The 23,342-nt window shown below is 74.0% G+C and carries 27 protein-coding genes; 14 read left to right on the top strand and 13 right to left on the bottom strand.

Annotated elements, in window-relative coordinates; all coding sequences use genetic code 11:
* Window positions 1-110 precede the first annotated feature (110 nt).
* Entirely contained in the window at window positions 111-821 is a 711-nt protein-coding gene (locus tag BSB02_RS27590) for a hypothetical protein (protein ID WP_084963447.1), read from the top strand.
* A gap of 30 nt (window positions 822-851) precedes the next feature.
* On the opposite strand, the gene BSB02_RS27585 is transcribed toward BSB02_RS27590, so the two are convergent.
* On the bottom strand, window positions 852-1,196 hold the full coding sequence (locus tag BSB02_RS27585) for a hypothetical protein (protein ID WP_206184924.1): 345 nt from the start codon (window positions 1,194-1,196) through the stop codon (window positions 852-854).
* An 82-nt stretch (window positions 1,197-1,278) separates the two neighbouring features.
* Between BSB02_RS27585 and BSB02_RS27580 the strand changes: the two genes are divergently transcribed.
* Window positions 1,279-1,893 (top strand): alpha/beta hydrolase family protein, encoded by a 615-nt coding sequence (locus BSB02_RS27580; protein WP_084963443.1) that lies wholly within the window; start codon window positions 1,279-1,281, stop codon window positions 1,891-1,893.
* Here the strand turns inward: BSB02_RS27580 and BSB02_RS27575 are convergent.
* Both BSB02_RS27575 and BSB02_RS27570 read right to left on the bottom strand, forming a co-directional pair.
* Window positions 1,853-2,047, bottom strand: coding sequence for a DUF5999 family protein (locus tag BSB02_RS27575; RefSeq protein ID WP_084963441.1), 195 nt, complete (start codon window positions 2,045-2,047; stop codon window positions 1,853-1,855). The two genes, BSB02_RS27580 and BSB02_RS27575, sit on opposite strands and share 41 nt — an antisense overlap.
* Window positions 2,048-2,240: 193 nt before the next feature.
* Window positions 2,241-2,810, bottom strand: a complete 570-nt coding sequence (locus BSB02_RS27570) for a TetR/AcrR family transcriptional regulator C-terminal domain-containing protein (RefSeq protein ID WP_084963439.1) — start codon at window positions 2,808-2,810, stop codon at window positions 2,241-2,243.
* A 117-nt stretch (window positions 2,811-2,927) separates the two neighbouring features.
* On the opposite strand from BSB02_RS27570, the gene BSB02_RS41620 reads away from it, so the two are divergent.
* The gene (locus BSB02_RS41620) at window positions 2,928-3,359 is read left to right on the top strand and encodes a hypothetical protein (protein ID WP_084963437.1); all 432 of its coding nucleotides are present in this window, start codon (window positions 2,928-2,930) and stop codon (window positions 3,357-3,359) included.
* 30 nt (window positions 3,360-3,389) lie between these two features.
* On the opposite strand, the gene BSB02_RS27560 is transcribed toward BSB02_RS41620, so the two are convergent.
* The 4 genes from BSB02_RS27560 to BSB02_RS27545 all read right to left on the bottom strand — a co-directional run bounded on the left by BSB02_RS27560 (window position 3,390) and on the right by BSB02_RS27545 (window position 7,600).
* Window positions 3,390-4,460, bottom strand: a complete 1,071-nt coding sequence (locus BSB02_RS27560) for a DmpA family aminopeptidase (RefSeq protein ID WP_084963435.1) — start codon at window positions 4,458-4,460, stop codon at window positions 3,390-3,392.
* Between the two features lie 61 nt (window positions 4,461-4,521).
* Window positions 4,522-5,904, bottom strand: coding sequence for an RNA polymerase sigma factor (locus BSB02_RS27555; RefSeq protein WP_084963433.1), 1,383 nt, complete (start codon window positions 5,902-5,904; stop codon window positions 4,522-4,524).
* Window positions 5,905-6,119: 215 nt separating this feature from the next.
* Window positions 6,120-6,440: a hypothetical protein gene (locus BSB02_RS27550; RefSeq protein ID WP_084963431.1), complete on the bottom strand. Its 321-nt coding sequence runs from the start codon at window positions 6,438-6,440 to the stop codon at window positions 6,120-6,122.
* 26 nt (window positions 6,441-6,466) lie between these two features.
* Window positions 6,467-7,600: an AMP-binding protein gene (locus BSB02_RS27545; RefSeq protein ID WP_169729443.1), complete on the bottom strand. Its 1,134-nt coding sequence runs from the start codon at window positions 7,598-7,600 to the stop codon at window positions 6,467-6,469.
* 217 nt (window positions 7,601-7,817) lie between these two features.
* Here BSB02_RS27545 and menD point away from each other — a divergent pair, with 217 nt between their 5' ends.
* Complete coding sequence (gene menD / locus BSB02_RS27540; RefSeq protein ID WP_084963429.1) at window positions 7,818-9,479, top strand: 2-succinyl-5-enolpyruvyl-6-hydroxy-3-cyclohexene-1-carboxylic-acid synthase; 1,662 nt, start codon at window positions 7,818-7,820, stop codon at window positions 9,477-9,479.
* Between the two features lie 11 nt (window positions 9,480-9,490).
* On the opposite strand, the gene BSB02_RS27535 is transcribed toward menD, so the two are convergent.
* Window positions 9,491-10,231, bottom strand: a complete 741-nt coding sequence (locus BSB02_RS27535; RefSeq protein WP_084963427.1) for a GntR family transcriptional regulator — start codon at window positions 10,229-10,231, stop codon at window positions 9,491-9,493.
* Between the two features lie 52 nt (window positions 10,232-10,283).
* Here BSB02_RS27535 and BSB02_RS27530 point away from each other — a divergent pair, with 52 nt between their 5' ends.
* Complete coding sequence (locus BSB02_RS27530) at window positions 10,284-11,054, top strand: phosphotransferase family protein (RefSeq protein ID WP_084963425.1); 771 nt, start codon at window positions 10,284-10,286, stop codon at window positions 11,052-11,054.
* On the opposite strand, the gene BSB02_RS27525 is transcribed toward BSB02_RS27530, so the two are convergent.
* Window positions 11,051-11,710 carry a GntR family transcriptional regulator gene (locus tag BSB02_RS27525; protein ID WP_084963423.1) on the bottom strand — a complete coding sequence of 220 codons (660 nt, stop codon included), beginning with the start codon at window positions 11,708-11,710 and terminating at the stop codon, window positions 11,051-11,053. The two genes, BSB02_RS27530 and BSB02_RS27525, sit on opposite strands and share 4 nt — an antisense overlap.
* A gap of 20 nt (window positions 11,711-11,730) precedes the next feature.
* Between BSB02_RS27525 and BSB02_RS27520 the strand changes: the two genes are divergently transcribed.
* On the top strand, window positions 11,731-12,918 hold the full coding sequence (locus tag BSB02_RS27520; RefSeq protein ID WP_084963421.1) for a CaiB/BaiF CoA transferase family protein: 1,188 nt from the start codon (window positions 11,731-11,733) through the stop codon (window positions 12,916-12,918).
* The gene (locus BSB02_RS27515; RefSeq protein ID WP_084963419.1) at window positions 12,915-13,784 is read left to right on the top strand and encodes an HpcH/HpaI aldolase/citrate lyase family protein; all 870 of its coding nucleotides are present in this window, start codon (window positions 12,915-12,917) and stop codon (window positions 13,782-13,784) included. The genes BSB02_RS27520 and BSB02_RS27515 overlap by 4 nt, the downstream gene beginning before the upstream one ends.
* A 76-nt stretch (window positions 13,785-13,860) precedes the next feature.
* Here the strand turns inward: BSB02_RS27515 and BSB02_RS27510 are convergent, their stop codons facing one another.
* Window positions 13,861-14,496, bottom strand: coding sequence for a TetR/AcrR family transcriptional regulator (locus BSB02_RS27510; protein ID WP_240506679.1), 636 nt, complete (start codon window positions 14,494-14,496; stop codon window positions 13,861-13,863).
* 170 nt (window positions 14,497-14,666) lie between these two features.
* On the opposite strand from BSB02_RS27510, the gene BSB02_RS27505 reads away from it, so the two are divergent.
* The 4 genes from BSB02_RS27505 (at window position 14,667) to BSB02_RS27490 (ending at window position 18,362) form a co-directional block, all read left to right on the top strand.
* Window positions 14,667-15,650: a sugar ABC transporter substrate-binding protein gene (locus BSB02_RS27505; protein WP_084963415.1), complete on the top strand. Its 984-nt coding sequence runs from the start codon at window positions 14,667-14,669 to the stop codon at window positions 15,648-15,650.
* A gap of 55 nt (window positions 15,651-15,705) precedes the next feature.
* Window positions 15,706-16,749 carry an ABC transporter permease gene (locus tag BSB02_RS27500; protein WP_084963413.1) on the top strand — a complete coding sequence of 348 codons (1,044 nt, stop codon included), beginning with the start codon at window positions 15,706-15,708 and terminating at the stop codon, window positions 16,747-16,749.
* A complete protein-coding gene (locus BSB02_RS27495) occupies window positions 16,746-17,507 on the top strand; it encodes an ATP-binding cassette domain-containing protein (RefSeq protein ID WP_084963411.1) in 762 nt (253 codons plus the stop codon). The genes BSB02_RS27500 and BSB02_RS27495 overlap by 4 nt, the downstream gene beginning before the upstream one ends.
* Before the next feature lie 93 nt (window positions 17,508-17,600).
* Window positions 17,601-18,362 carry a TSUP family transporter gene (locus BSB02_RS27490; protein ID WP_143591229.1) on the top strand — a complete coding sequence of 254 codons (762 nt, stop codon included), beginning with the start codon at window positions 17,601-17,603 and terminating at the stop codon, window positions 18,360-18,362.
* A 42-nt stretch (window positions 18,363-18,404) separates the two neighbouring features.
* On the opposite strand, the gene BSB02_RS27485 is transcribed toward BSB02_RS27490, so the two are convergent.
* On the bottom strand, window positions 18,405-19,571 hold the full coding sequence (locus BSB02_RS27485) for an MFS transporter (RefSeq protein ID WP_084963407.1): 1,167 nt from the start codon (window positions 19,569-19,571) through the stop codon (window positions 18,405-18,407).
* Between the two features lie 120 nt (window positions 19,572-19,691).
* Entirely contained in the window at window positions 19,692-20,441 is a 750-nt protein-coding gene (locus tag BSB02_RS27480; RefSeq protein WP_206184922.1) for a DeoR/GlpR family DNA-binding transcription regulator, read from the bottom strand.
* Between the two features lie 44 nt (window positions 20,442-20,485).
* On the opposite strand from BSB02_RS27480, the gene BSB02_RS27475 reads away from it, so the two are divergent.
* Genes BSB02_RS27475 through BSB02_RS27465 form a run of 3 tightly spaced genes read left to right on the top strand, consistent with a single transcriptional unit; the run spans window position 20,486 to window position 22,388 of the window.
* The gene (locus BSB02_RS27475; protein WP_084963589.1) at window positions 20,486-21,457 is read left to right on the top strand and encodes a helix-turn-helix transcriptional regulator; all 972 of its coding nucleotides are present in this window, start codon (window positions 20,486-20,488) and stop codon (window positions 21,455-21,457) included.
* A 51-nt stretch (window positions 21,458-21,508) separates the two neighbouring features.
* The gene (locus BSB02_RS27470; protein WP_084963403.1) at window positions 21,509-22,144 is read left to right on the top strand and encodes a LysE family translocator; all 636 of its coding nucleotides are present in this window, start codon (window positions 21,509-21,511) and stop codon (window positions 22,142-22,144) included.
* A gap of 31 nt (window positions 22,145-22,175) precedes the next feature.
* Window positions 22,176-22,388, top strand: a complete 213-nt coding sequence (locus BSB02_RS27465; protein ID WP_084963401.1) for a hypothetical protein — start codon at window positions 22,176-22,178, stop codon at window positions 22,386-22,388.
* Between the two features lie 31 nt (window positions 22,389-22,419).
* On the opposite strand, the gene BSB02_RS27460 is transcribed toward BSB02_RS27465, so the two are convergent.
* Window positions 22,420-23,325, bottom strand: coding sequence for an SCO6745 family protein (locus tag BSB02_RS27460; protein WP_084963399.1), 906 nt, complete (start codon window positions 23,323-23,325; stop codon window positions 22,420-22,422).
* Window positions 23,326-23,342 lie beyond the last annotated feature (17 nt).

Below are 23,342 nucleotides of genomic sequence, written 5' to 3'. Positions count from 1 at the left end.
CGTGACGGATGACAGCGGGGAGCAAGGGCCCTGCAGGCGCGAGCGTGCACAACGGAGTGGCGAGCCCGGACGACGACCGGTCAGGCCGGGACCCACTTCGAGGAGTACCCATGAAGCGCACCGCACTCGCTTTCGCCACGCTGGCGGTCGCCGGCCTGGCCACCGCCTTCGTCCCGGCCTCCAGCGCCTCGGCCGACCCGGGCGCCGAGACCTGCCGCCAGGGCTACGTCTGGCGCGTGGCCCGCGCCTCCGACCTGGTCTGCGTCACCCCGCAGACCCGCGACAGGGTCGCCGCGGACAACGCCGCCAAGCACAGCCGCTGGACCGACGGCGCCTACGGCCCGCACACCTGCGTCGTGCCGTACGTGTGGCGTGAGGCCTTCCCCGGCGACGACGTCTGCGTGAGCGTGCAGGAGCGGCAGCGGGCCGCCGACGACAACCGCGCCAGCGCCGGCCGCAAGGTCCTGGCCAAGCTGTGGATCACCAAGTACACGATCGCCCCGCGGGACAACGGCGACGGTACCGCCACCCGCACCTCGACCGACGACATCGCCCGCCTGAAGCTCAACGGCAGCCACTACAACTTCGGCCAGGTCAAGCTCGTCATCCGGTGGAGCCACAACGACGCGGTGTACTGGCACGGCAGCGTGACCGCCAAGTCCCACACGGGCCACCCCGGCGCCAGCTTCGGCTACAAGACCGGCAAGTTCGACTGCTCGGCCCCGGGCAAGCCGGCCAACGCCTACGCCTACGCCTACGACACCCTGTCGGGCCGCTACTCGGCCCGCGTCCCGGTCCGCATCGGCTGCGCCGTCCTCTGAGCCGTCCTGTGAGCCGCCCTCTGGGGCGGCTCAGTCGCGCGAGGCCAGCGCCACGGCCACGTTCACCACGGCGATGCCGATCCACACCACGAGAAGGCCGACGATCCCGGCCTTCTCCGCGGTGATCGCGGTGAGCGGGATGCCGAAGATCAGCGAGCAGATCGCCACCGGGACGGCGGGGCCGCTCCCGCCGCCGCCCTTGGCCTTCTTCGGCCTCTGGGCGCGGACCTCCTCCCGCACGCGGGCGGCGATGGCCTGGTCCAGCCGTTCGACGAAGGACTCCACCAACGCCGCCTCATAGTCGGGCCCGAGCTCACGGCGGGCATCGAGGGAGGCTCGGAGATCGCGCTGGAGCTCCGAGTGCATGTCAGCCATGCAAGCCACTGTCGCACACCGGCGGCACGCCGGACATCCCCCTGAGGGAGGGACGGGCCTCGTCCCCCGCTACGGTGGCCGCATGCGGATCGACACGCCACGCGGCCCGGCCCTGGTCGAGATCGACGAGGCGGCGGGCGCGCGGCTGCTGCTGGTGCTCACCCACGGTTCCGGTGGGGGAGTGGACGCCCCCGACCTGCTGGCCGTACGGCAGGCCGCGCTGGAGGCGGGGGCGACGGTGGCGCGCGTGACGCAGCCGTTCCGCCTGGCCGGCGCCCGTGCCCCCGGGCCGGCGGCGCGTCAGGACGAGGCGTGGGCGGCGGTCGTCGGGCGGCTGCGCGAGCGCTGGCCGGACCTGCCGCTGGTGCAGGGCGGGCGGAGCAACGGGGCGCGGGTCGCCTGCCGTACCGCCCAGACGGTCGGGGCGGCGGCGGTGGTGGCCCTGGCCTTCCCCCTGCACCCGCCGGGCAGGCCGGACCGTTCCAGGGCCGCGGAGCTGCGCGGCGCCGGCGTCGACGTGCTGGTGGTCAACGGAGACCGGGATCCCTTCGGCGTCCCCGACGCGGCCGACGCCGCGCGCCTGGTGGTGCTGCCCGGTGAGGGACACGATCTGAACAAGCACCCCGTCAGGGTCGGCGAGGTCGTCGCCGACTGGATCAAGGACTACCGACGGGCACCGGCCGGTGCGGGGCGATGACGGCGCCGTCGGGCAGGAGCTCGCCTGTGTCCTCGAACAGGACGACCCCGTTGCAGAGCAGGCTCCAGCCCTGCTCCGGGTGGCAGGCGAGGGTGCGCGCGGCCTCGCGGTCGGGCGCGTCGGCCGGCGGGCATGCCGGGTCGTGCGGGCACATTGGCGTGCCTCCGATATCTCGTGGACTGGGCTCGCGGGCGTGGGCCCGTCGAGCGGATCGGTTTTCTGGGTCTTGGAGATAGTGTGCGACGCAGATCACACCCTACGACATAGCCCATTAGGGCGGTTGCGGGGACAGCGCGCTCACCCAGGTGGGTCACTCGCCGCCACCGGCGTCACCCGCGTCGCCTTCGTCACGCCGGTCCCGCGGACAGGCCGCGCAGCAGCGCCTCCAGCCCGCGCTCGAAGTCGGCGTCGGCCCGCTCGTCGCGCCGGGTCCAGCCGTCGGCCTCCGGGTCGGCCCAGCCCGACTGCTGCACCTCGACCGCCACGCTGCCGAAGACGAAGGCCCGCAGGGCCCGTACGGCCTCCGCCGCGCCCGCCAGCCCGAAGCTCTCCAGCTGCTCGATCTGCTCCCTGATGGCCACGGCGGTGGCGCCCTTGGGCGGCTTGGTCAGGGCGAGGGCGAGCACGCCCGGGTGGTCGCGCAGCGCCTCGCGGGCGGCGCGGCACCAGGCCCTGGCGGTGTCCTGCCAGGTGGGGCCGGGCTCGGCGTGGACGGCGGTGACGTGCTCGGCCAGGGCGTCCATGAGCGCCTCCTTGCCGCGGGGCAGGTGGTGGTAGATGGCCATCGCCTCCACCTCCAGCGCGTCGCCCAGGCGGCGCATGGTCAGGCGGCGCAGGCCCTGGCTGTCGGCGATGTGCAGGGCGGCGTCGATGATCCGCTCGCGGGAGAGCGGGACGGGCGGTCTCTTGGCGGGCATGGCGATCATCGTGCCCGACGGTGGCTTACTTTGTAAAGGGCGACGCGCGTGCCACTCCGCCTCGGCCAGGGCGTACGCTTACCCCTGGTCATCATGAGCGTGAAAGGTGCACAGTCCATGGCGTTCTTCCGTCCGCGGGTCAGCCGCGAGGCCGAGGTCCGTTACCACGCGGACCTGGAGATCTCCAAGAGCTTCCCCGAGCTGCTCGACAAGGCGCGGGTGGCCGAGCAGCGGCTGCGCGAGCTGCAGGCGGCGCAGGCGCCCGACGAGGAGCTGCGCGAGGCCGGGCTGGCGTTGGACAAGGCGTTGACGGAGGCGCTGCGGGCGGCCGAGGCCGGGCAGCGGGCGACGTTCGGCGTGTACGCCTATGACGACCGCATCCGCCGCCGCAAGGCCAAGGCCACCCCCGAGGGCGCGATGTGGACCTCGGAGGTGGAGCGGTTGCGCACGCTGCGCGAGCGCAACCGGCTGTGGAACATCCCCCGGGTGCCCGAGGTCACGGTGGGCCGGGTGGTCCGGGACGAGCGCCACCGGGCCGCCGCCCACTGACCCGCCGCCTGCTGGACCCCGGCCGCGGGGTCATCGCGGGGCGGTCAGCAACCGGACCAGGCGGTCCACCGGCAGGGCGGGGGAGCGGTGCCCGGCCCGGCCGGTCATCTCCTCCGCCGCCGTCAGTGCGTTGAGCACCGCCTCCTCCACCGCCTGCACGACCGCCTCGAAGAACGGGTCCATCCGCCCCCAGGGCACCAAGCGCATGCTCTGGTAGTCCTCGGCCACCGTGAAGCCGGTGGCCAGGGCGCCCTCGTTGGCGGTGGAGAAGGCCAGGAATAGGTCGCCGGAGTAGTGGCTGCCGGTTGTGCCGGTCCTGGCCAGGCCCAGCGGCACCCGCCGGGCCAGCGCCTTGCACTGGCCGGGCAGCAGCGGAGCGTCGGTGGCCAGCACGACGATCACCGAGCCGGCGCCGGGCGGGGCGGCGAAGTACTCCGCCATCGGGTCGTCCTCCAGCAGCTGCGGCCCCACCTTGACCCCGGCCACGGTCAGCTCGTGGCGGCTGCCGAAGTTGGCCTGGACGAAGGCGCCCACGGTGTAGGCGTCGCGGCCGTGCTCGACCACGCGCGAGGCCGTCCCCGAGCCGCCCTTGTAGGAGTAGCAGTTCATGCCGGTGCCGCCGCCGACGTTGCCCTCGGCGACCGGCCCGCCCGCGGCCGCCTCGATGGCCTGGGCGGCGTGCTCCAGCCTGACGTGCGGGGCGTTGATGTCGTTGAGGTAGCCGTCGTAGGTCTCGGCCACCACGGGCAGCAGCCACTGGGCGGCCAGGGCGGGGTGGCGGCGGGCGACCCAGTCGATCACGCCGCGGTGCACGGTGCCGACCGCGTGCGTGTTGGTGATCATGACGGGCAGGCTCAGCGCGCCGGTCTCCTCGATCCACGCGGTGCCGGTCATCTCGCCGTTGCCGTTGAGCGCGTAGGTGCCGGCGGCGCACGGGACTCCCACCCGCTCGCGGCCGCGGGGCAGGATCGCGGTGACGCCGGTGCGCGCCTCGCCCCCGGTCAGGGTGACGTAGCCGACCTCGACACCGGGGACGTCGGTGATCGCGTTCCAGCGTCCGGGGACGCCGTCCAGCGTGATGGGAAGATCTCGTGCTCTCACGAGTCCCTAACATGCGCCAGGCCCCGGAGCCGATGCAAGCTCCGGGGCCCGGGCGGCGAGTTCAGCTGGCCCAGTCCAGCAGCGGGCGGGTGTTGCTCGGGTGGCGCAGCTTGGACAGCGACTCCTTCTCCAGCTGGCGGATCCGCTCCCGGGTCAGGCCCAGGTGCTTGCCGATCTCGTCCAGCGTGTGCGGCTTGCCGTCGATCAGGCCGAAGCGCAGCGCCATGATGCGCGCCTCGCGCGGCGAGAGGTTGTCCAGGACGCCGCGCAGCTGGTCGGCCAGCAGCTGCCGGTCGACGATCTCCGAGGCCTCGGGGGAGTCCACGTCCTCGATCAGGTCGCCGATGGTCGTCTCGCCGTCCTCGCCGATGGTGGCGTTGAGCGAGATCGGCTGGCGCGCCGTGCGCAGCAGCTCCTCGATCTGGTCGGGCGTCTTGTCCAGCTCGACGGCCAGCTCCTCGGGCGTGGGCTCGCGGCCCAGCCGCTGGTGCATGTCACGCTCGACCCGCGACAGCTTCGAGAGCATCTCCAGCACGTGGACGGGCAGGCGGATGGTGCGCGCCGAGTCGGCGAAGCCGCGCTGGATCGCCTGCCGGATCCACCACATCGCGTAGGTGGAGAACTTGAAGCCCTTGGTGTAGTCGAACTTCTCCACCGCGCGGATCAGGCCGAGGTTGCCCTCCTGGACCACGTCCAGCAGCGCCATGCCGCGGTCGGTGTACTTCTTGGCCACCGACACCACCAGGCGCAGGTTCGCCTCCAGCATGTGGTCCTTGGCCTGGCGGCCGTCGCGGGCCACCCACTCCAGCTCCTCGCGGTACTCCGGCGACAGGTCCGGCTGGGTCTCGAGCTTGTACTCGGCGTACAGCCCGGCCTCGATCCGGCGGGCCAGCTCGACCTCCTCCTCGGCGGTCAGCAGGGTCCGGCGGCCGATGGACTTCAGGTAGGTGTGCACCGAGTCGCCCATGACCGAGGCGGTGTCGTCGAGGTCGAGCTCGTCCTGCTCCAGCTCGACGTCCTCGGCGGTCAGCTCCGGCTCCTCGGAGACGGCGTCCGCGACGGGAACGGTGTCCGCGACGGCGAGGGTGTCCTCGGCCCGCGCCACGGGCTCCCCGGCCTGGTCCGGCTGGGCCTTGGCCGCGCTCTTGGCCCGCGAGGAGGTCTTGGCGGGCTTGCCGGCCTTGGCGGCGGCCTTCCTCGTGGCGCTCTTGGCGGTGGCCTTGGCGGCGCTCGTCCGGGCCGGGGCCGGCTCCTCCTCGGCGGCCAGGCTCACCCCGGCCTCGGTCAGCTCGCGCAGGATGTCGCGGCCCTCGGCGGGGCTGATCCCGGCCTCGGCGAACGCGTCGCGCAGCTCGGCGAGGGACAGGTGACCCTGCGTTCGCCCTCGATCGAGGAGCTGGTCGAGAGTGGCGTGCGGCCTGGCAGCCACAGCGGTGGTGGGCATGAGGACACCTCCTCCTCGCGGAGTGGAAACAGTCATGGGCACGGTTTGGGGCACGGTTTGGGGTATCGTCAGGTGGGAGTGGGCTCGTCCTGGGCCGGTCGGCGGGGCGCCTGCTGGACACCGCCGTGGGGCACGGCCTCATCAACGCGCCAGTACCAATAACGCCAGAATCCGGGTTTTGTTCCCTCGGCGTCACAGGATGTTTATGGCGCGCGTCACTCCGAAACGTCGATCCCGTCGAGGGTCGGCATCGGCATGGGCTCGGCCTGCTCCATGCGCTCCTTGAACCAGTACTGCACGACCTTCTCGGGATCGTCGTTGAGCTCGTGCGAGACCACGACGTCGGATGAGGGGTCCGGCGAGCTTTGCGGTGTGGCGGGCGGGGTGGCGCGGGCGGGGTCCTCCACCACGGCTCTGGTCTCCTGACGCATCTTCTCCAGCGCCCCAGCCGAGGCGGTGGCCGCCACGAACAGGCCTCCGGCGATCACGGCGCCGACGACCGCGGCGGACACCCACAGCTTGCGGGTCTGGTTCATGGGCACAACCTTATGACGCACGCCCCTCACGTGAGGTTCCTCAGCGTTGCGAGATCGGTCTTGCCGTTGGGCAGCAGCGGCAGGCGCGGCAGCAGCCGCAGCTCGCGAGGGGCGGCGTAGGCGGGCAGGCGGTGCTTGGCGTAGGCGCGCAGCTCCCGCAGGGCAGGCGGGCGGCCGGGGTCGGCGGGGACCACGACGGCCACGACGACCTCGCCCCACTCGGGGTCGGGGCGGCCCACGACGGCCACGTCGGCGACCTCGGGGTGGCCGGCCAGGACCGCGGCCACCTGGGCGGCCACGACCTTCTCGCCGCCGGTGTTGATGACGTCGTCGGCGCGGCCCAGCACGCGCAGCCGGCCTTCGTCCAGCTCGCCCAGGTCGGAGGTGACGAACCACCCGCCCTCCATCGGCGCGGGCGCGAAGCGGTAGCCGGTCATCAGCACCGGCCCGGCGATGCGGATGCGGCCGTCGCCGCCGACCTTGACCCGCACGCCGTCCAGCGGCCTGCCGTCGTAGACGCATCCGCCGCTGGTCTCGCTCATGCCGTACGTCGTGACGACGCGCGCCCCCAGCTCGCGCGCCCGCTCCAGCAGCGCGGGCCGGGCGGCGGCGCCGCCCAGCAGGATCGTGCGCAGCCCCGACAGGTCGGCGCCCAGCTCCACCAGCCGGTGCAGCTGGGTGGGCACGAGCGAGACGTGCTCGGCGCCGGCCGCCAGCACCGCCTCGGGCGTGAAGCGGCCGGCGATGACCGGGTCGGTGCCGCTCAGCTGCGCCCGGACGAGCACCTGCAGGCCCGAGACGTGGGAGGGCGGCAGGCAGCACAGCCACCGCTCGCCGGGCCGGGCCTCCAGGCGGCGCAGCGAGGCGGCGGCCGAGGCGCGCAGCGCCGCGGCGCTGAGCTGGACGCCCTTGGGCGCGCCGGTGCTGCCGCTGGTGGCGATGACGACGGCGACCTCGCCCGGGACGCCCGCGCCGCCGGGGCTGGGCCGTACCCCGTCGGGGGTCTGCACGTGGGTGGGGCGGAGCGCCCGGATCGCCGCCTCGGCCTGGCCGGGCGGCAGCGGCAGCACGGCGGGCCCCTCGCCGGCCAGCGCGGCCCGCACGGCCTCGGCCAGCCGGGGGCCGGGCGGCAGCGCCAGCGCGTGCAACGCCCGCTCCACCTGCCTCACCTCCTGGGAGAACACCGAACCTGGGAGAACACCGAACCTGGGAGAACACTAGGCGACCTTGGCACCGGGTTCGTCGGGAGGTCCCGGACGTCCGTAAGGTAGGGCACGTGAGCGACCTTGGGAGCGAACCGGGAAGCACGGCGCAAACGCCCGTGGTCTTCCGCGTCCAGTCCCTTCGCCGGCTTCGCCGGATGCAGGAGGCCCGCCCGTGAACCCCGCCACCGCCCTGGCCGCCGTCCTGGTCGACGAGCTGGCCCGCTGCGGTCTGACCGACGTGGTGCTGTCGCCCGGCTCCCGCTCGGCCCCCCTGGCGCTGGCCGTGCACGCCGAGTCGCGCCTGCGCCTGCACGTGCGGATCGACGAGCGCTCGGCCTCCTTCCTGGCGCTCGGCCTGGCCCGCCGCTCCGGGCGGCCGGTCGCGCTGATCTGCTCCTCGGGCACCGCCGCCGCCAACTTCCACCCCGCCGTCGTGGAGGCCGGCGAGTCGGGCGTGCCGCTGCTGGTGCTGACCGCCGACCGGCCGCCCGAGCTGCGCGACACCGGCGCCAACCAGACCATCGACCAGCTCAAGCTGTACGGCTCGGCCGTACGCTGGTTCGCCGAGGTGGGCGCGCCGGAGGAGCGGCCCGGCCAGGTCGCCTACTGGCGGTCGCTGGCCTGCCGCGCCTGGCACCGCGCGCTGGGCCCGGCCGACCCCGGCCCGGTCCACCTCAACCTGGCCTTCCGCGAACCGCTCATCCCCGACGGCGACACCACCTGGTGCGAGCCGCTGGCGGGCGACGCCGACGGCGGGCCGTGGGTGCGCGCCAGGACCGCCCCGCCGCCCGTCGCCCTGCACCTGCCGCCCACCCGCCGGGGCGTGCTGGTCATCGGCGACGGCGCCGCCAACGTGCGCCGCTACATCGCCGCGGCCGGGATGGCCGGCTGGCCGGTGCTGTCGGAGCCCCACGGCGGCGGCCGCTACGGCGACCACGCCGTCTCCACCTACCACTTCCTGCTGGGGCTGCCGGAGTTCGCCGAGACGCACCGGCCGGAGGTCGTGGTGACGCTCGGCCGGCCGGGCCTGTCGCGGCCGCTGCTGTCGTGGCTCAAACGCGCCGAGGAGCACATCGTCGTGGCCGGCGACCCCTCCCGCTGGCCCGACCCCACCCGCTCGGCCACCCAGGTGGCCCAGGCCGTGGAGATCCCCGTCGCGGCGGGCGACGACGCCTGGCTGGCCGCCTGGCGCCGGGCCGACCAGGCCGTGCGCGGGGCGGTCGACGAGGTGCTGGACGCCTCGGGACTCAGCGAGCCGCGCCTGGCCAGGGACCTGGTGGAGGCACTGCCCAACAACTCGCTGCTGCTGGCCGCCTCCTCCATGCCGATCAGGGACCTCGACCAGGCCATGCGGCCGCGGCGGGGGGTGCGGATCCTGGCCAACCGCGGCGCCTCGGGCATCGACGGGCTGGTCTCCACGGCGATGGGCGCGGCGCTGGCGCACAACGGGCCGGCCTACGCGCTGCTGGGCGACCTGTCGTTCCTGCACGACCACAACGGGCTCATCCTCGGGCCGCGCGAGCCGCGGCCGAACCTGTGCCTGGTGGTGGTCAACAACGACGGGGGCGGCATCTTCTCGCTGCTGCCCCAGGCGGCGCTGCGCGACCCGTTCGAGCGGGTCTTCGGCACGCCGCACGGGGTGGACCTGGCCTACCTGGCGGCGGCGACCGGCACGCCGTACACGCTGCTGGGCGACATCTCCGAGCTGCCCAAGGCGCTGCGCGGGGAGGGCGTGCGGATCGTGGAGGCGCGCACCGAGCGGGAGTCCAACGCGCTGCTGCACGCCCAGCTGCGCGAGGCCGCCCACGCCGCGCTGCGGGCCGCCCTGGGCTGACCGGGGCCCGCTCAGCGCTCGATGAGCGTGACCTCCAGCGAGTAGTGGGAGGCTCGGTAGATGTGCGAGCCGTGCTCCACCGCCCGGCCCTGGTCGTCGTAGGTGGTGCGGACCATGGTCAGCAGCGGCGCGCCCCGGCGCTCCTCCAGCAGCTTGGCCTCGGCGAGGGTGGCCGCGCGGGCGCCGATGCGCTGGTTGGCCACGCGCATGCGCACCCCGGCGGCGCGCAGCAGCTCATACAGGCCGCGCGTCTGCAGCTCGTCGGCGGTCAGCGGGGCCAGGCCGACCGGCAGCCAGTTGTGCAGGATGGCCAGCGGCTCGCCGGCGGCGAAGCGGACGCGCTCCAGGTACAGCACCTGGTCGCCCGGCTGCAGGCCCAGCACCGAGGCGACCTCCTCCTCGGCCGTGCGCGGCTCCAGCGCCAGCACCTGGGTGGCCGGCTCCTGCCCGGCCCTGCGCAGGTCGTCGTACAGGCTGGTCAGCTCCACCGAGCGTTTGACCTGACCGTGCACGACCTGGGTGCCGACGCCGCGCTTGCGCACCAGCAGGCCCTTGTCCACGAGATACTGGATCGCCTGCCGTACGGTGGGCCTGGACAGGCCCAGCCGGTCGGCGAGCAGGATCTCGTTGTCGAGCCGGGCGCCGGGGGCCAGGTCGCCGCGTTTGATCGCCTCGGCTATCTGCTCGGCCACCTGGAAGTAGAGGGGCACGGGGCTGGAGCGGTCCAGGTCGATCGCCAGGTGCGCGGTCATGCGATCAGGGTAACGGCGTCAGAATGTCCTGACAAACAGCTACGGTGGAGTCATGCGGATCCCCGGTGTGGAGGTGCGGTCGGTCGTCCCCTTGGGCGAGGGCCTGGACAACGTCGCCTACGAGGTCAACGGCGAGATCATCGTGCGGGTGAGCAAGGCGGGGCTGCGGCGCGAGGAGGTCGAGCTGCTCGTGGCCGTCGGCCAGGTCTCGCCGCTGCCGGTGCCGGTGCCCCTGCACGTGGACTACGAGGCGGGCGTGCTGGCCTACCGCAAGCTGCCGGGCCGGCCCCTGCTGGGCGGGAGCGTGGCCGATCCCGGGCGGGTGGGCGGCCAGCTGGGGGAGTTCCTCAGCGTGCTGCACGCCGCGCCGATCCCCGCCCCGCGCGACGACCATCCGCTCACCGACTGGCTGGAGGAGGCGCAGGAGCTGTACGGCGAGGTCGCCGGCCACCTGCCGCCCGCCGTGCGGCCCCGGGTGGAGGAGTTCCTGGCCGCCCGGCCGCCGGCCGAGCCGCAGGACGCGGCGCTGTGCCACAACGACCTGGGGGCCGAGCACATCCTGACCGAGGGCGGCACGGTCACCGGGATCATCGACTGGTCCGACGCGGCGCGCACCGATCCGGCCCGCGACCTGGCGCTGGTGCTGCGCGACCTGGGCCCGCGGGTGCTGGAGCGGACGCTGGCGCACTACCAGGGGACGGCCGACGCCGAGCGGATCGTCTTCTACGCCCGCTGCTCGCTGCTGGAGGACCTGGCCTACGGGCTGGGCGCCGACCGCCGCTACCTGGAGGCGGGGCTGGCCCACCTGGAGTGGGTCTTCTAGGTCTGCTGGCTCTGCCGGCGCCTGGCGACGCGGTCGGCGGCGCCCTGCCGTACGTGCTCGGCCATGATCTGCTCGGCGGCCTCGCCGTCGGCGGCGGCCAGGGCGGCCAGCAGGCGCTCGTGGGCCCGCAGGTGGCGGGCGGCCAGGTCGGGGTCGAGCCACAGGGAGGCCTCGGCGGGGATCGGGACGGCCTCGCGCACGGCCCTGACCTGCTGGCCGAGGAAGGCGGGGCCGCCGATGTCGGCGACGGCCAGGTGCAGCTCGCGGCTTTTGGCGCCCAGCGCCTGCAGGCGGCCCTCGGCGTGGTCGCGCACCATCGACTCGTGCAGGGCGCGCAGCCGTTCCAGCTGCCCGGGGGTGATCTTCGCGGCGGCCAGGCGCGCGGCGAAGCCCTCCAGCACGGCCCGCACGCCGTAGAACTCCTCCAGCGCCCCCTCGCTCAGGTCGGCCACGGTGGCGCCGTGGTGCGGCTCGTAGCGGACGAGCCGGTCGCGCTCCAGGCGGCGCAGCGCCTCGCGGACGGGGGTGACCGAGACACCCAGCCGCTCGGCGATGGCCGAGGCGCGCAGCGCGGTGCCGCCGGGGAGCCGGGCGGTGCGGATCTCCTCCAGCAGCACGCGGTAGACGTAGTCGGCTTTGCTGAGCGGCGCCTGCATATCTTATAAGATATAAGACTATGGGAGCTCTGGACGGTTTGCGGGTCATCGACGCGGCGACGCTGTTCGCCGGGCCGTCGGCGGCGATGATGCTGGGCGACTTCGGCGCCGACGTGGTCAAGGTCGAGCACCCGCGCCGGCCGGACCCGGCACGCGGCCACGGGGCCGCCAAGGACGGCGTCGGGCTGTGGTGGAAGACGCTGGGGCGCAACAAGCGCACCGCCGCCGTCGACCTGTCGCGGGAGGAGGGGCAGGAGATCCTGCGGCGGCTGGCCGGGGGCGCCGACGTGCTGATCGAGAACTTCCGTCCCGGCACCCTGGAGCGCTGGAACCTGGCGCCGGAGGACCTGCGCAAGGCCAACCCGCGCCTGGTCGTGGCGCGGATGACCGGGTTCGGGCAGAGCGGGCCGATGGCCTCCCGGCCGGGGTTCGGCACGCTGGCCGAGGCGATGAGCGGATTCGCGGCCATGACCGGCGAGCCTGACGGGCCGCCGACGCTGCCGCCGCTGGCCCTGGCCGACGGCATCGCGGGCCTGGCCATGGCTTATGCGATCATGGTGGCCCTCGCCGCCCGGGAGCGGACCGGCCGCGGGCAGGTCGTCGACATGGCGATCATCGAGCCGATCCTGGCCCTGCTCGGGCCGCAGATGACCGCCTACAGGGCGCTGGGCGTGGTGCCCCGCCGTACGGGGAACCGCTCCTCCAGCAACGCGCCGCGCAACACCTACCGCACCCGCGACGGGCGCTGGCTGGCGGTCTCCACCAGCGCGCAGACGGTGGCCGAGCGGGTGATGCGGCTGGTGGGGCGGCCGGACCTGGCCGCGCAGCCGTGGTTCGCCACCGGGGCCGGGCGGGTGGCGCACGTGGAGGAGCTGGATGAGGCCGTGGGGTCGTGGATCGCCGAGCGGGACGCGGCCGAGGTGATCGCCCGTTTCGAGGAGGCCGAGGCCGCCATCGCCCCGATCTACGATGTAAAGGACATCGCCGAGGACCCCCAATACCGGGCGCTGGGCACCTTCATCGAGGTCCCCGACGAGGAGCTCGGCTCGGTGACGCTGCAGAACGTGCTGTTCCGGCTGTCGGACACGCCGGGTGAGGTGCGCTGGCCCGGCCCGCCGCACGGGCGGCACACCGAGAAGGTCCTGCGGGAGATCGGCTACGACGCCGGGCGGATCGCCGAGCTGCGCGCCGCCGGGGTGATCGCATGAGGCTGCCGCTGACGTGGCTGTATGTGCCCGGTGACCGGCCGGAGCGGTTCGCCAAGGCCGCCGCCTCCGGGGCCGACGTGGTGATCGTCGACCTGGAGGACGCCGTCGCCGAGGAGGCCAAGGACGCCGCCCGCGCCAACGCTCTGGCCTACCTGGCCGGGCGGGCCCCCGGCGGCCCCGCCGTCCATGTGCGGATCAACGACCCGGCCACCGGCCGGGGGAGGGCCGACGCGCGGGCCCTGGCCGAGCTGGCGGCGGGCGGGGTGGCGGTGGACGGGGTGCGGGTGCCGAAGGTAACCTCCCCGCGCGTGCTGGACGAGCTGGGCGACCTGCCGCTGCATGCGCTGCTGGAGTCGGCGGCGGGCGTCCTGGAGGCGGCGGCCATCGCCCGCCACCCCCGCGTGGCCGGTCTGGCGCTGGGCGAGCAGGACCTGATCGCCGAGCTGGGTGTCACCGCCGAGGCGGCGCTGAACCACCTGCGCCTGCAGGTCGTCCTGGCCGCGGCCGCCGCCGGGTTGCCGCCGGTGCCCATGTCGGTCCACCCGCACCTGGCCGACGAGGCCGGGCTGCTGGCCTCCACCCGGCACGGCAGGTCTCTGGGCATGTACGGCAGGGCCGCCATCCACCCGCGCCAGCTGCCGGTCATCCGGCGGGCCTTCGCCCCCACGCCCCGCGAGGTGGAGCAGGCGCGGGAGATCGTCGCGCACGCGGGCGCGGGGGCGGCGGCGCTGCCGGACGGCCGGTTCGTCGACGCTCCCGTGGTGGCCAGGGCGCGTGCCGTCCTCGCCCTCGCCGAACACCTCGCCGAACACCTCGACGGAGCCGAACGCGTCGACGGGCAGCCAGACGGCCGGGACGGCCGCTGAGCTCAGGCGCCCGCCGTACCGGAACGGCCGCCCGCCCGCGCCGCGCGCCCGCGACCGGCCAGGCGCCCCGCCCGCGTCAGCCGTGGTAGGCCCACCGGCCCTCGATCTCCTCGCGGGAGGGCGGCGGGCCGGGCAGAGGAGGGGCGCCGGGCCGGTGGCGCAGGGACTCCAGCATCAGGGCCAGGTAGCGGCGGCGCAGGGCGGCGGTGCGCGCCTCGTCGCCCAGCTTCACCGACGCCAGCTGCTCAAGCAGCATCGACACGTCGTCCACGACGAGGTCGGGCCGGATGACCCCCGCGGCGGCCGCGCGCTCGAAGACCTCGGCGCCCAGGCGGGCGGCCAGCTCCGCCTCGCGGTAGAGCTCCTCGGTGGGCGGGAAGGTGCCCGCCAGGGCGATGGTGAGGGAGTGGGAGTCGTAGTCCACGACGTCGCGCATGAAGCGGGCGAAGCCCTCCCAGGGGTCGGCGAGGGCCAGCCCGTCGCGCGCCGCCTTGATGAACAGCTGCAGCCCGTCGTAGCACAGCTTCTGCAGCAGCGCGTCCTTGCTGGGGTAGCGGCGGTACAGGGCGCTGATGCCCACGCCGGCGCGCTCGGCCACGGCGGCGACGGGGGCGCCGGGGTCGGCGGTGAACACGGCTCGGGCGGCCTGGAGGATGAGCTCGTCGTTGCGTGCGGCCTGCCTGCGGCGGCCGCTCATGGGTGGGCTCGTCATGGCCCCAGTCTACCCGGGAACAGAAAGTTCCGTTCTATTTTCTTTGTTGCCCGGCGCTCCGGTTGTCATGACGCAAAACGAAGGTAGGTAGTCCGTATGTCTATACATAACATTGACGTAGTCGCAATAGACGGTTACAACAGGGACACGTGTCGGTCCCGGAGGTAACCATGAAGCGCACAACCCTCCTCGCTGCCCTGGTGCTGGCCCTGGCCGGATGCAGTTCCGCCGGCGGCAGCCAGGCGCAGACCCAGCAGCAACCCCAGCAGACACAGCAGGAACAACAGGCCGGAAGCCAGGCGCGCTTCGCCGTGGTCACCCATGGCAGCGCGGGCGACGCCTTCTGGGACGTGGTCAAGAACGGCGCCGAGGCCGCGGGCCGCCGCTACGGCGTGACGGTCACCTACCAGGGCGACGGCGATCCCGCCAAGCAGTCCCAGCTCATCGACCAGGCGGTCGCCCAGCGCGTCGACGGCCTGGTGGTGTCGATGGCCAACCCCGACGCGCTGAAGGAGGCCGTCGGCAAGGCGGTGGCCGCCAAGATTCCGGTGGTCACCATCAACTCCGGCGTGGACCGCTCGCGTGAGTTCGGCGCGCTGACCCACGTCGGCCAGTCCGAGGACGTCGCCGGGCGCGGCGCCGGCGAGCAGCTGAAGGCGGCCGGCGTCACCAAGCTGCTGTGCGTCATCCACGAGGCCGGCAACGTCGGCCTGGACCAGCGGTGCAAGGGCGCGCAGGAAACCCTGGGCGGCACCGTCGAGCGGCTGCAGGTCGACATCGCCAACCTGGCCGACGTCAGCTCCAAGGTCTCCGCGCGGCTGCAGTCGGACACCTCGATCAACGGGGTGCTCGCGCTCAACCCGGCGGTGGCGATCGCGGCGCGCGACGCCATCAGGGACACCGGGTCGAAGGCCAAGCTGGCCACCTTCGACCTGTCGGCGGACGTGGTCTCGGCGGTCAAGGCCGGCGAGATCCTCTTCGCCGTGGACCAGCAGCAGTACCTGCAGGGCTGGCTGCCGGTCACGTTCCTGTACCTGTACAAGACCAACCTCAACACGGTCGGCGGCGGGCTGCCGGTCAACACCGGGCCGGGGTTCGTGACCAAGGACAACGCCGACCAGGTCGCCAAGCTGGCCGAGGGCGGCACGCGATGACCCGCCCCCGGACGACCCCGGCAGAGACCTCGGCAGAGGCCCCGGGAGAGGCGCCGTGAGGGGAACGGCAGGCGTCGCGGCCGACGAGCGCCTGGCCCGCACGGGCCTGCTGCGGCGCCTGCTCATCCGCCCCGAGCTGGGCGCGGTCGTCGGCGCGGTCGTCGTGTTCGCCTTCTTCGCCGCCCAGTCGCCGGTCTTCCGCTCGCCCGGCGGCGTGGCCAACTGGCTGGACGGGGCCTCGCTGCTGGGCATCATGGCCGTCGCGGTGGCGCTGCTGATGATCGGCGGGGAGTTCGACCTGTCGGCGGGCGTGCTGACCGGCACCAGCGGGCTGGTGCTGGTGATCACGGCCACCCGGTTCGGGCTGAGCGTGTGGGCCGCGATGCTGGTGGGCCTGGTGGTGGCCCTGGCGGTGGGCCTGCTCAACGGCCTGGTGGTGACCCGGACCAGGCTGCCCAGCTTCATCGTGACGCTCGGCACGTTCCTGATGCTGCAGGGCGTCAACCTGGGCGTCACCAAGGCCCTCACCGGCACGGTCCAGGTCGGCGGCCTGGCCCGCGCGGACGGCTTCGAGACCGCCCGCGCGATCTTCGGCGGCACGATCGTCATCGGCCAGACCGGCTTCCGCGTCGCGATCCTGTGGTGGCTGCTGGTCACGGTGGTGGCCACCTGGGTGCTGATGCGCACCAGGGCCGGGAACTGGATCTTCGCGGTGGGCGGCAACGAGCAGGCGGCGCGGGCGGTGGGCGTGCCCGCGGCCCGCACCAAGATCGCGCTGTTCCTCACCACGGCCTTCGCGGCCTGGCTGGTGGGCTCCACCATGGCGCTGCGCTTCACCAACGTCCAGGCCAACATCGGCATCGGCCAGGAGTTCATCTACATCGTCGCGGCGGTGATCGGCGGCTGCCTGCTGACCGGCGGGTACGGCTCGGCCGTCGGCGCCTCGATCGGCGCGCTGATCTTCGGCATGGCCGACAAGGGGATCGTCTTCCTGGGCTGGGACGCCGACTGGTTCAAGTTCTTCCTCGGCGCCATGCTGCTGCTGGCCACGCTGGCCAACCGGCTGGTGCGCCGCTACGCCGAGCAGGTGAGACATTGATCCTGGAGACACGGGAGATCGGCAAGAGCTTCGGCTCGGTGATCGCGCTGCGCGGGGTGTCCATGCGGGTCCAGCCGGGCCAGGTGACCTGCGTGCTGGGCGACAACGGGGCCGGCAAGTCCACCCTCATCAAGATCCTGTCGGGGGTGCACCAGCACGACTCGGGCGCCTACCTGCTGGACGGCCGGGAGGTACGGCTCAGCGGCCCCCGCGAGGCGCTGGAGCGCGGCATCGCCACCGTCTACCAGGACCTGGCGATGATCCCGCTGATGTCGGTGTGGCGGAACTTCTTCCTGGGTTCCGAGCCGCGCAAGTCCCTGGGCCGCTTCGACATCGCCACGGCCAAGCGGGTGGCCCGCGAGGAGCTGCGCGCGATGGGGATCGACATCCGCGACGTCGACCAGCCCGTGGGCACGCTGTCGGGCGGGGAGCGGCAGTCGGTGGCGATCGCCCGCGCGGTTCACTTCGGCGCCAAGGTGCTCATCCTGGACGAGCCGACCTCGGCGCTGGGGGTCAAGCAGGCGGGGGTGGTGCTGCGCTACATCGCCCGGGCGCGCGAGCGCGGCCTGGGGGTGATCTTCATCACGCACAACCCGCACCACGCCTATCCGGTGGGGGACCGGTTCCTGGTGCTGAGCCGGGGCCGCAGCCTGGGGGAGTACGGCAAGGCCGACATCACCCGGCAGGAGCTCACCTCGCTCATGGCGGGCGGGGCCGAGCTGGAGCAGCTGGCGCACGAGCTCGAACGAGGCGGTTGATCTACTTTGTAAAGGCGCCCCCGTTGGAGCTGACCCACAAGCAGGTCAGTACCCTCGTCGCGGTTCATGGCCGGGCGACGACGGGGGAGTGGCGTGCCGCTGGAGCAGGTGGTCGTGCTGCTGGTGGCGGCGGTGGGCGCCGGGTGGATCGACGCCGTGGTGGGCGGGGGCGGGCTGGTGCAGCTGCCGGCGCTCATGGTGGCCGGGGTGTCGCCGGTGCAGGCGATGGCCACCAACAAGCTGTCGTCGGTGTTCGGGACGGCCTCGGCGGCGGCGACGTACGCGCTGACCACGAAGGTGGACCGCGGCGTCGCGGTGCCGGCCGGGGTGCTGGCAGTGGGCAGCGCGGGCCTGGGCGCGCTGGCCGCGGCGGCCGTCAGCGCCAAGGTGCTGCGCCCGGTGGTGATGGCGGTGCTGCTGGCGGTGGCGCTGCTGGTGACGTTGCGCCCGGCGATGGGCGCGGTGCCGAGCCCGCACCTGCGTACCCGGGCGCGGACGGCGGCGGCGGTCGCGGTCGGGGGCGTGGGGATCGCCTTCTACGACGGGGTCATGGGGCCGGGCACCGGGACGTTCCTGATCATCGCGTTCACCACGATCCTGGGGCTGGACTTCGTGCACGCCTCGGCGACGGCGAAGATCGTCAACACGGGGACGAACGTCGGGGCGCTGGTGGTCTTCGCCTGGCAGGGGCACCTGCTGTGGGGGCTGGGGCTGGGCATGGCGGTGTGCAACGTCGCCGGGGCGCAGCTGGGGGCGCGGATGGCGCTACGCCGGGGGACCGGGTTCGTGCGGGTCGTGCTGTTGTGCGTAGTGGCGGCGATGGTGGTACGGCTGGCCTGGATGCAGTGGGGGTGAGGCCCTGTTAATGGGGCTGGGTTAATGGGGCCGGCCGGTGGGTCAGCCGGTAGGCCGGTGCAGGGCGGTGGCGGTGAGGGCGACGAAGGCGGCCAGCAGCGCCGGGACCGCCAGGGCCGCGGGCAGGCCGGTGATCTCGGCCAGGCCGCCGATGAGCACCGGGCCGGACAGGAACCCCAGGTAGCCGATGCTGGCCACCCTGGCCAGGGCGCGCCCGGCGGCGGCGGGGTCGCGGCCGCCGGCGGCGGAGAAGACCTGCGGGACGATGCACGACAGGCCCGCGCCGAAGCAGCCGAATCCGATCACCCCGGCGAGTGGGTGCCCGATCAGCAGGGCCGTGCCCAGGCCCGCGGCGGCCAGCAGGCCGCACAGCCGTACCAGCCGGACGGGGCCCAGGCGGGCGGCGAGCCGGTCGCCCGCGAGCCGTCCGGCGGTCATCGTGATCGAGAAGGCGGCGTAGCCGGCCGCGGCGAAGCCGGGGGAACCGGCCAGGCTGTCGCGCAGGTAGACGGCGCTCCAGTCGGCGGCGGCGCCCTCGCCGACCAGGCAGCAGAAGGTCAGCACGCCCAGGAACAGCACGCCGCGGGGGACGCGCCCGCCGCCGGGCCGCTCGCCGGCGGGCGGGGTGGGCGGCGCCCAGCGCCACGCCCACAGCGCCAGCAGCGCGATGGCCGCGCCGACGGTCAGGAAGGTCGTGCGGGCTGAGGCGTCCGCGGCGGCGAACAGGCCGCCGGTGGCCGCGCCGAGGAAGCCGCCGACGCTGAAGACGGCGTGGAAGGAGGACATGATGGGGCGGCCCCAGCGGCGTTCGACGGCGACGGCTCCGGCGTTCATGGACACGTCGAGCATGCCGTGGACGGCGCCGAAGGCGACCAGGGCGAGGGTGAGGGTGGGCAGGTCGACGGCGTAGGCGGGGGCAGCCAGCGCGGGGCCCTGGGCGAGGGCGGCGGGGATCATGACGCGGGTGCTGCCGAAGCGGTCGACCAGGCGGCCCACGGCCTGCATGCCGCCGACCGCCCCGGCGGCGATGCCCAGCAGGCCGATGCTGAGCTGGCCGTCGGTGAGGGCCAGGCCGTGCTTGATGGCGGGGATGCGGGCGGTCCAGGTGCCGATGGCGCATCCGGCCAGGAGGAACAGCAGGCAGCCGGCGGTTCTGGCCTTCAGGAGAGCGGCGGGGCGGCCGGTGGCGGGCGCGGTGCCGGTGGGCATGGGGGCTCCGATCGTGCGTGGTCCGTGGGCGCCGGTGCCGGGCGCGCGGAAAAAAAGGCGTCTCGTGCTGGGCGTTGCTGGTCAGAGGTTGCTGGTCAGAGGTTGCTGCTCAATTGCTGGTCAGACGATGCGCACCGTGACGCCCGCGGCGTTGAGCGCGTCGTGCTCCTCCTTCGGGATGCCGTCGTCGGTGACGACCATGTCGATCGCGGCCAGCTCGCACACCGCCCCGAAGGCGGTGCGGGTGAACTTGCCCGAGTCGCAGGCGACGATGACGCGGCGGGCCGAGGCGATGGCGGCCTGCTTGACGGCCACCTCGGGCAGGTCGTGCGCGGTCAGGCCGTGCCGGGCCGACAGGCCGCAGCAGCCGATGACGGCCGTGTCGAACCGCAGCGCCCTGATGGAGTTCTCCGCCAGCGGGCCCATGAAGTTGAGCTCGCCCTGCCGTACCTCCCCGCCGGGCAGGACCAGGCGCACGCGCGGGGCGGCGGCCAGCACGGAGGCGGCCTGCAGCGCCAGGGGCAGCACGGTGAGCTTGCGGCCGGCCAGCGCGCGGGCCGCCTCCAGGACGGTGGTGCCGCCGTCGAGCAGGACGGCCTCCCCGTCGGCGATGAGCGAGGCGACCTCGGCGCCGATGCGCTGCTTGGCCTCCACGGCCTCCCGCTCGCGCACGCCGAAGGGGGACTCCTCCCCGCGCAGCAGCAGCGACAGGGCCCCGCCGCGGACCCGGCGGACGATGCCGCGCCTGGCCAGCTCCTCCAGGTCGCGGCGGATGGTCATCTCCGACACGCCGTGCTCTTGCGCCAGCTCGGCGACCGAGACGCTGTCGTGCGCGCGCAGGGTGTTCATGATGGCTACCAAACGATCCACGTGTTCATACAAACACAAGTTATGTTCGCAATACAATGGCGGGCATGCGCGCCAGCCGTCTGCTGTCCCTCCTGCTGCTGCTCCAGACGCGCGGCCGGATGACCGCGACCGAGCTGGCGCGGGAGCTGGAGGTGTCGGTCCGCACCGTCTACCGGGATGTGGAGGCGTTGTCGGCGGCCGGGGTGCCGGTCTACGCCGACCGGGGGCCGGCGGGCGGCTACCGGCTGCTCGGCGGCTTCCGTACGCGGCTCGACGGGCTGACCGCCGAGGAGGCGGCGGGGCTGTTCCTCGCGGCGCTGCCGGGGCCGGCGGCCGAGCTGGGCCTGGCGGGGCTGGCGCACCAGGCCGAGCTGAAGGTGCTGGCCGCGCTGCCTCCCGAGCCGCGCTCGCACGCCGCCCGCATGCGTGAGCGGTTCCACCTGGACGTGCCGAGCTGGTACCGCGGCGCGGACGACGTGCCGCACCTGGCCGAGGTGGCCGAGGCGGTGTGGGAGGAGCGGGTGCTGCGCATGACCTACCGCCGCTGGGGCCCGGCCGACGTCGAGCGCGTCGTGCACCCCTACGGGCTGGTGCTCAAGGGCGGCTCGTGGTACCTGGTCGCCGCCCCGCCGGGAGGCGAGCCGCGCACCTACCGCGTCTCGCGGATCCTGGCGGTGGAGACGCTGGCCGAGCGGTTCGAGCGGCCGCGCGAGTTCGACCTGGCGGCCTACTGGCGGGAGTACGCCCGGGAGTTCCGCGAGCGGATGTACACCGCGACGGCCCGCATCCGCCTGGCGCCCGGCCTGGAGGGGCTGCTGACCTACACGGTCGGGGACGAGGTGGGCGGGGCGGCGCTGGAGGGGGCGGGCGAGCCGGACGCCGAGGGGTGGCGCACGCTGACGCTGCCGGTGGAGTCGCTGGCGCACGCGCGGTGGCTGCTGCTGCGGCTGGGGGCGGGCGTGGAGGTGCTGGAGCCGCCGGAGCTGCGGGCGATGATGGCCGAGACCGCCGCCGAGCTGTACAAGATGTACGGATAGATACGGATAATTCATGAGGCGGGCGGGTGTGGGCGCTGAGAGGATGGGCGCATGCACCTGCTTGCCTTCGTCGGCGCGTGCGTCCTGGTGGCGATGGTCCCCGGGGTGAGCACCGCGATCATCATGCGCCAGACCATCCGGGCGGGCCGCGGCTCGGGCCTGGCCGCCACGCTGGGCAACGAGACCGGCGTGCTGCTGTGGGCGCTGGCGGCCGCCTTCGGGCTGAGCGCGCTGCTGCTGGCCTCCCAGCTGGCCTACGACGTCATGCGCGTGGCCGGCGCCGTGGTGCTGGTGGCCATGGGCGCCCAGTCGCTGTGGCAGGCGCGCCGGGGCCGGGCCGCCGAGGTCGCCGCGGTCGCCCCGGAGGCCGGTGAGCCGGTGGCGGGCGGGTGGCGCAGGTCCTACCTGCTGGGGGTGGGCACGTGCCTGGCCAACCCCAAGGCGGCGGTGTTCGCGATGTCGTTCCTGCCGCAGTTCGTGCCGGCCGGCGCCGACGTCCCGCTCACGCTGGTGACGCTGGCGCTGATCTGGGTGGCGGTCGACACGCTGTGGTACGCCGTGGTGATCTGGGCGGTGGCCGCGGCCAGGGCGTTCCTGGGCCGCCCCGCCGTACGGCGCCGCCTGGAGCAGATCTCCGGGCTGGTCCTCATCGGGCTGGGGGTGCGGCTGATCACCGAGTCGCGGTGAGCGGGCCGCGCCGGTGGTCTACCGTGGACGCATGAGCGAGGACCTGGCGTCCCTGATGCGGCAGGCGGAGGCCGAGGACCCCCTGCTGGCGCTGCAGGCCGTCGTGGCGCTGCGCAAGGAGATCGAGCGGATCGAGGCGGTGCACGTACGGCGGGCCAGGGTCGCCGGGCTGGCGTGGGCGCAGATCGCCCACGCCCTGGGGGTCAGTAAGCAGGCCGTCCACAAGAAGTACGGCAGGCGTTAGCGGCCCGGGTGAGGGTCAGGCCGGGTGAAGGTCAGGCCGCCTCCTCCTCGTCGGGGGCCTTGACCGTGGCGATGCCCAGGGTGGTGGTCATGGGCAGCAGCCCGGCCTGGAACACCGCGCCCAGCACGGGCGTCACCAGCTGGATGAGCCGCTCGCAGCGCTCCTCCCCCAGGGCGCGCCAGGGCTGGGCGGCCAGCCGGTCGGTGGTGCGCTCGACCTGGTCGCGCAGCCGCCGTCCCCGCTCGGTGGCCTGCCCATCGGCGTCGATGAGGCCGCGGGAGCGCAATCGTTCGGAGGCCGCCGCCCATTCTTCCTGGCTCCAGCCGCGCGAGGCGAACGTGGCCGGCGGCGCGGCGCCCACCGCGGCGAAGCTGACCAGCGCCTCGCAGCCGTCCAGCTCGGCGGCGGCCAGGGCGCTCAGGTGCCCGTCGCCGCGGTGCTCGCGCAGCACGGTCAGCGCCTGCCACAGCACCAGGTGCGGCTCGGTGGGCCAGGGCAGGTCCAAATTGGCGGCGGCCAGCGGGCGGCCGGAGACCTCGGCGCTCTCGGCGGCGCGCCTGGCCAGCTCGGCGGCCTCGGCCAGCTCGGGCGTGGCGACCTTGCCCCCCTGCTTGTCCCCCTGATTGTCTTCCAGCAGGTGGCGCAGGGCTCGGTCCATGGCGCGCAGCCGGGCCTCCAGCACGTCTCCTGGGGTGGCGACCTGCCAGGCGGAGGGGATGTGGCGGGCGACCATGGCGGGGCTGAAGCTGTAGAAGGCGGCCGTGACCAGGCGCGGCCCGGCCGGGCCCAGCGGGGCGGCGCGCCAGGCGAAGTAGCTGGGCCAGCGCTCGCCGACGGCGTAGCCGAGGGCGGCGGCCTCCTCGAAGGCCTGGGGCGCGTAGTAGAGGGTGGCGTGGATGGGTTCGGTGTGGTGCCAGATCCGGCGGGCCAGGCTCATGGGGTTCTCACTGCCTC

This window comes from Thermoactinospora rubra (assembly GCF_002093975.1).
Lineage (GTDB): Bacteria > Actinomycetota > Actinomycetes > Streptosporangiales > Streptosporangiaceae > Nonomuraea > Nonomuraea rubra_A.
Note: the sequence above shows the minus strand (reverse complement) of the source record. Positions and strands in the feature narration are given on the sequence as shown.

Excerpts from the sequence above, each read along its gene's own strand:
- BSB02_RS41620 (WP_084963437.1), top strand. The coding sequence starts at position 2,928 with ATGGCGTTCTTCCGTCCGCGGGTCAGCCGCGAGGCCGAGGTCCGTTAC.
- BSB02_RS27590 (WP_084963447.1), top strand. The coding sequence starts at position 111 with ATGAAGCGCACCGCACTCGCTTTCGCCACGCTGGCGGTCGCCGGCCTG.
- BSB02_RS27570 (WP_084963439.1), bottom strand. The coding sequence starts at position 2,810 with ATGCCCGCCAAGAGACCGCCCGTCCCGCTCTCCCGCGAGCGGATCATC.
- BSB02_RS27575 (WP_084963441.1), bottom strand. The coding sequence starts at position 2,047 with ATGTGCCCGCACGACCCGGCATGCCCGCCGGCCGACGCGCCCGACCGC.
- BSB02_RS27580 (WP_084963443.1), top strand. The coding sequence starts at position 1,279 with ATGCGGATCGACACGCCACGCGGCCCGGCCCTGGTCGAGATCGACGAG.
- BSB02_RS27520 (WP_084963421.1), top strand. The coding sequence starts at position 11,731 with ATGGGAGCTCTGGACGGTTTGCGGGTCATCGACGCGGCGACGCTGTTC.
- BSB02_RS27515 (WP_084963419.1), top strand. The coding sequence starts at position 12,915 with ATGAGGCTGCCGCTGACGTGGCTGTATGTGCCCGGTGACCGGCCGGAG.
- BSB02_RS27510 (WP_240506679.1), bottom strand. The coding sequence starts at position 14,496 with ATGACGAGCCCACCCATGAGCGGCCGCCGCAGGCAGGCCGCACGCAAC.
- BSB02_RS27460 (WP_084963399.1), bottom strand. The coding sequence starts at position 23,325 with ATGAGCCTGGCCCGCCGGATCTGGCACCACACCGAACCCATCCACGCC.
- BSB02_RS27465 (WP_084963401.1), top strand. The coding sequence starts at position 22,176 with ATGAGCGAGGACCTGGCGTCCCTGATGCGGCAGGCGGAGGCCGAGGAC.
- BSB02_RS27470 (WP_084963403.1), top strand. The coding sequence starts at position 21,509 with ATGCACCTGCTTGCCTTCGTCGGCGCGTGCGTCCTGGTGGCGATGGTC.
- BSB02_RS27550 (WP_084963431.1), bottom strand. The coding sequence starts at position 6,440 with ATGAACCAGACCCGCAAGCTGTGGGTGTCCGCCGCGGTCGTCGGCGCC.
- BSB02_RS27555 (WP_084963433.1), bottom strand. The coding sequence starts at position 5,904 with ATGCCCACCACCGCTGTGGCTGCCAGGCCGCACGCCACTCTCGACCAG.
- BSB02_RS27525 (WP_084963423.1), bottom strand. The coding sequence starts at position 11,710 with ATGCAGGCGCCGCTCAGCAAAGCCGACTACGTCTACCGCGTGCTGCTG.
- BSB02_RS27505 (WP_084963415.1), top strand. The coding sequence starts at position 14,667 with ATGAAGCGCACAACCCTCCTCGCTGCCCTGGTGCTGGCCCTGGCCGGA.
- BSB02_RS27485 (WP_084963407.1), bottom strand. The coding sequence starts at position 19,571 with ATGCCCACCGGCACCGCGCCCGCCACCGGCCGCCCCGCCGCTCTCCTG.
- BSB02_RS27585 (WP_206184924.1), bottom strand. The coding sequence starts at position 1,196 with ATGGCTGACATGCACTCGGAGCTCCAGCGCGATCTCCGAGCCTCCCTC.
- BSB02_RS27530 (WP_084963425.1), top strand. The coding sequence starts at position 10,284 with ATGCGGATCCCCGGTGTGGAGGTGCGGTCGGTCGTCCCCTTGGGCGAG.
- BSB02_RS27535 (WP_084963427.1), bottom strand. The coding sequence starts at position 10,231 with ATGACCGCGCACCTGGCGATCGACCTGGACCGCTCCAGCCCCGTGCCC.
- BSB02_RS27475 (WP_084963589.1), top strand. The coding sequence starts at position 20,486 with ATGCGCGCCAGCCGTCTGCTGTCCCTCCTGCTGCTGCTCCAGACGCGC.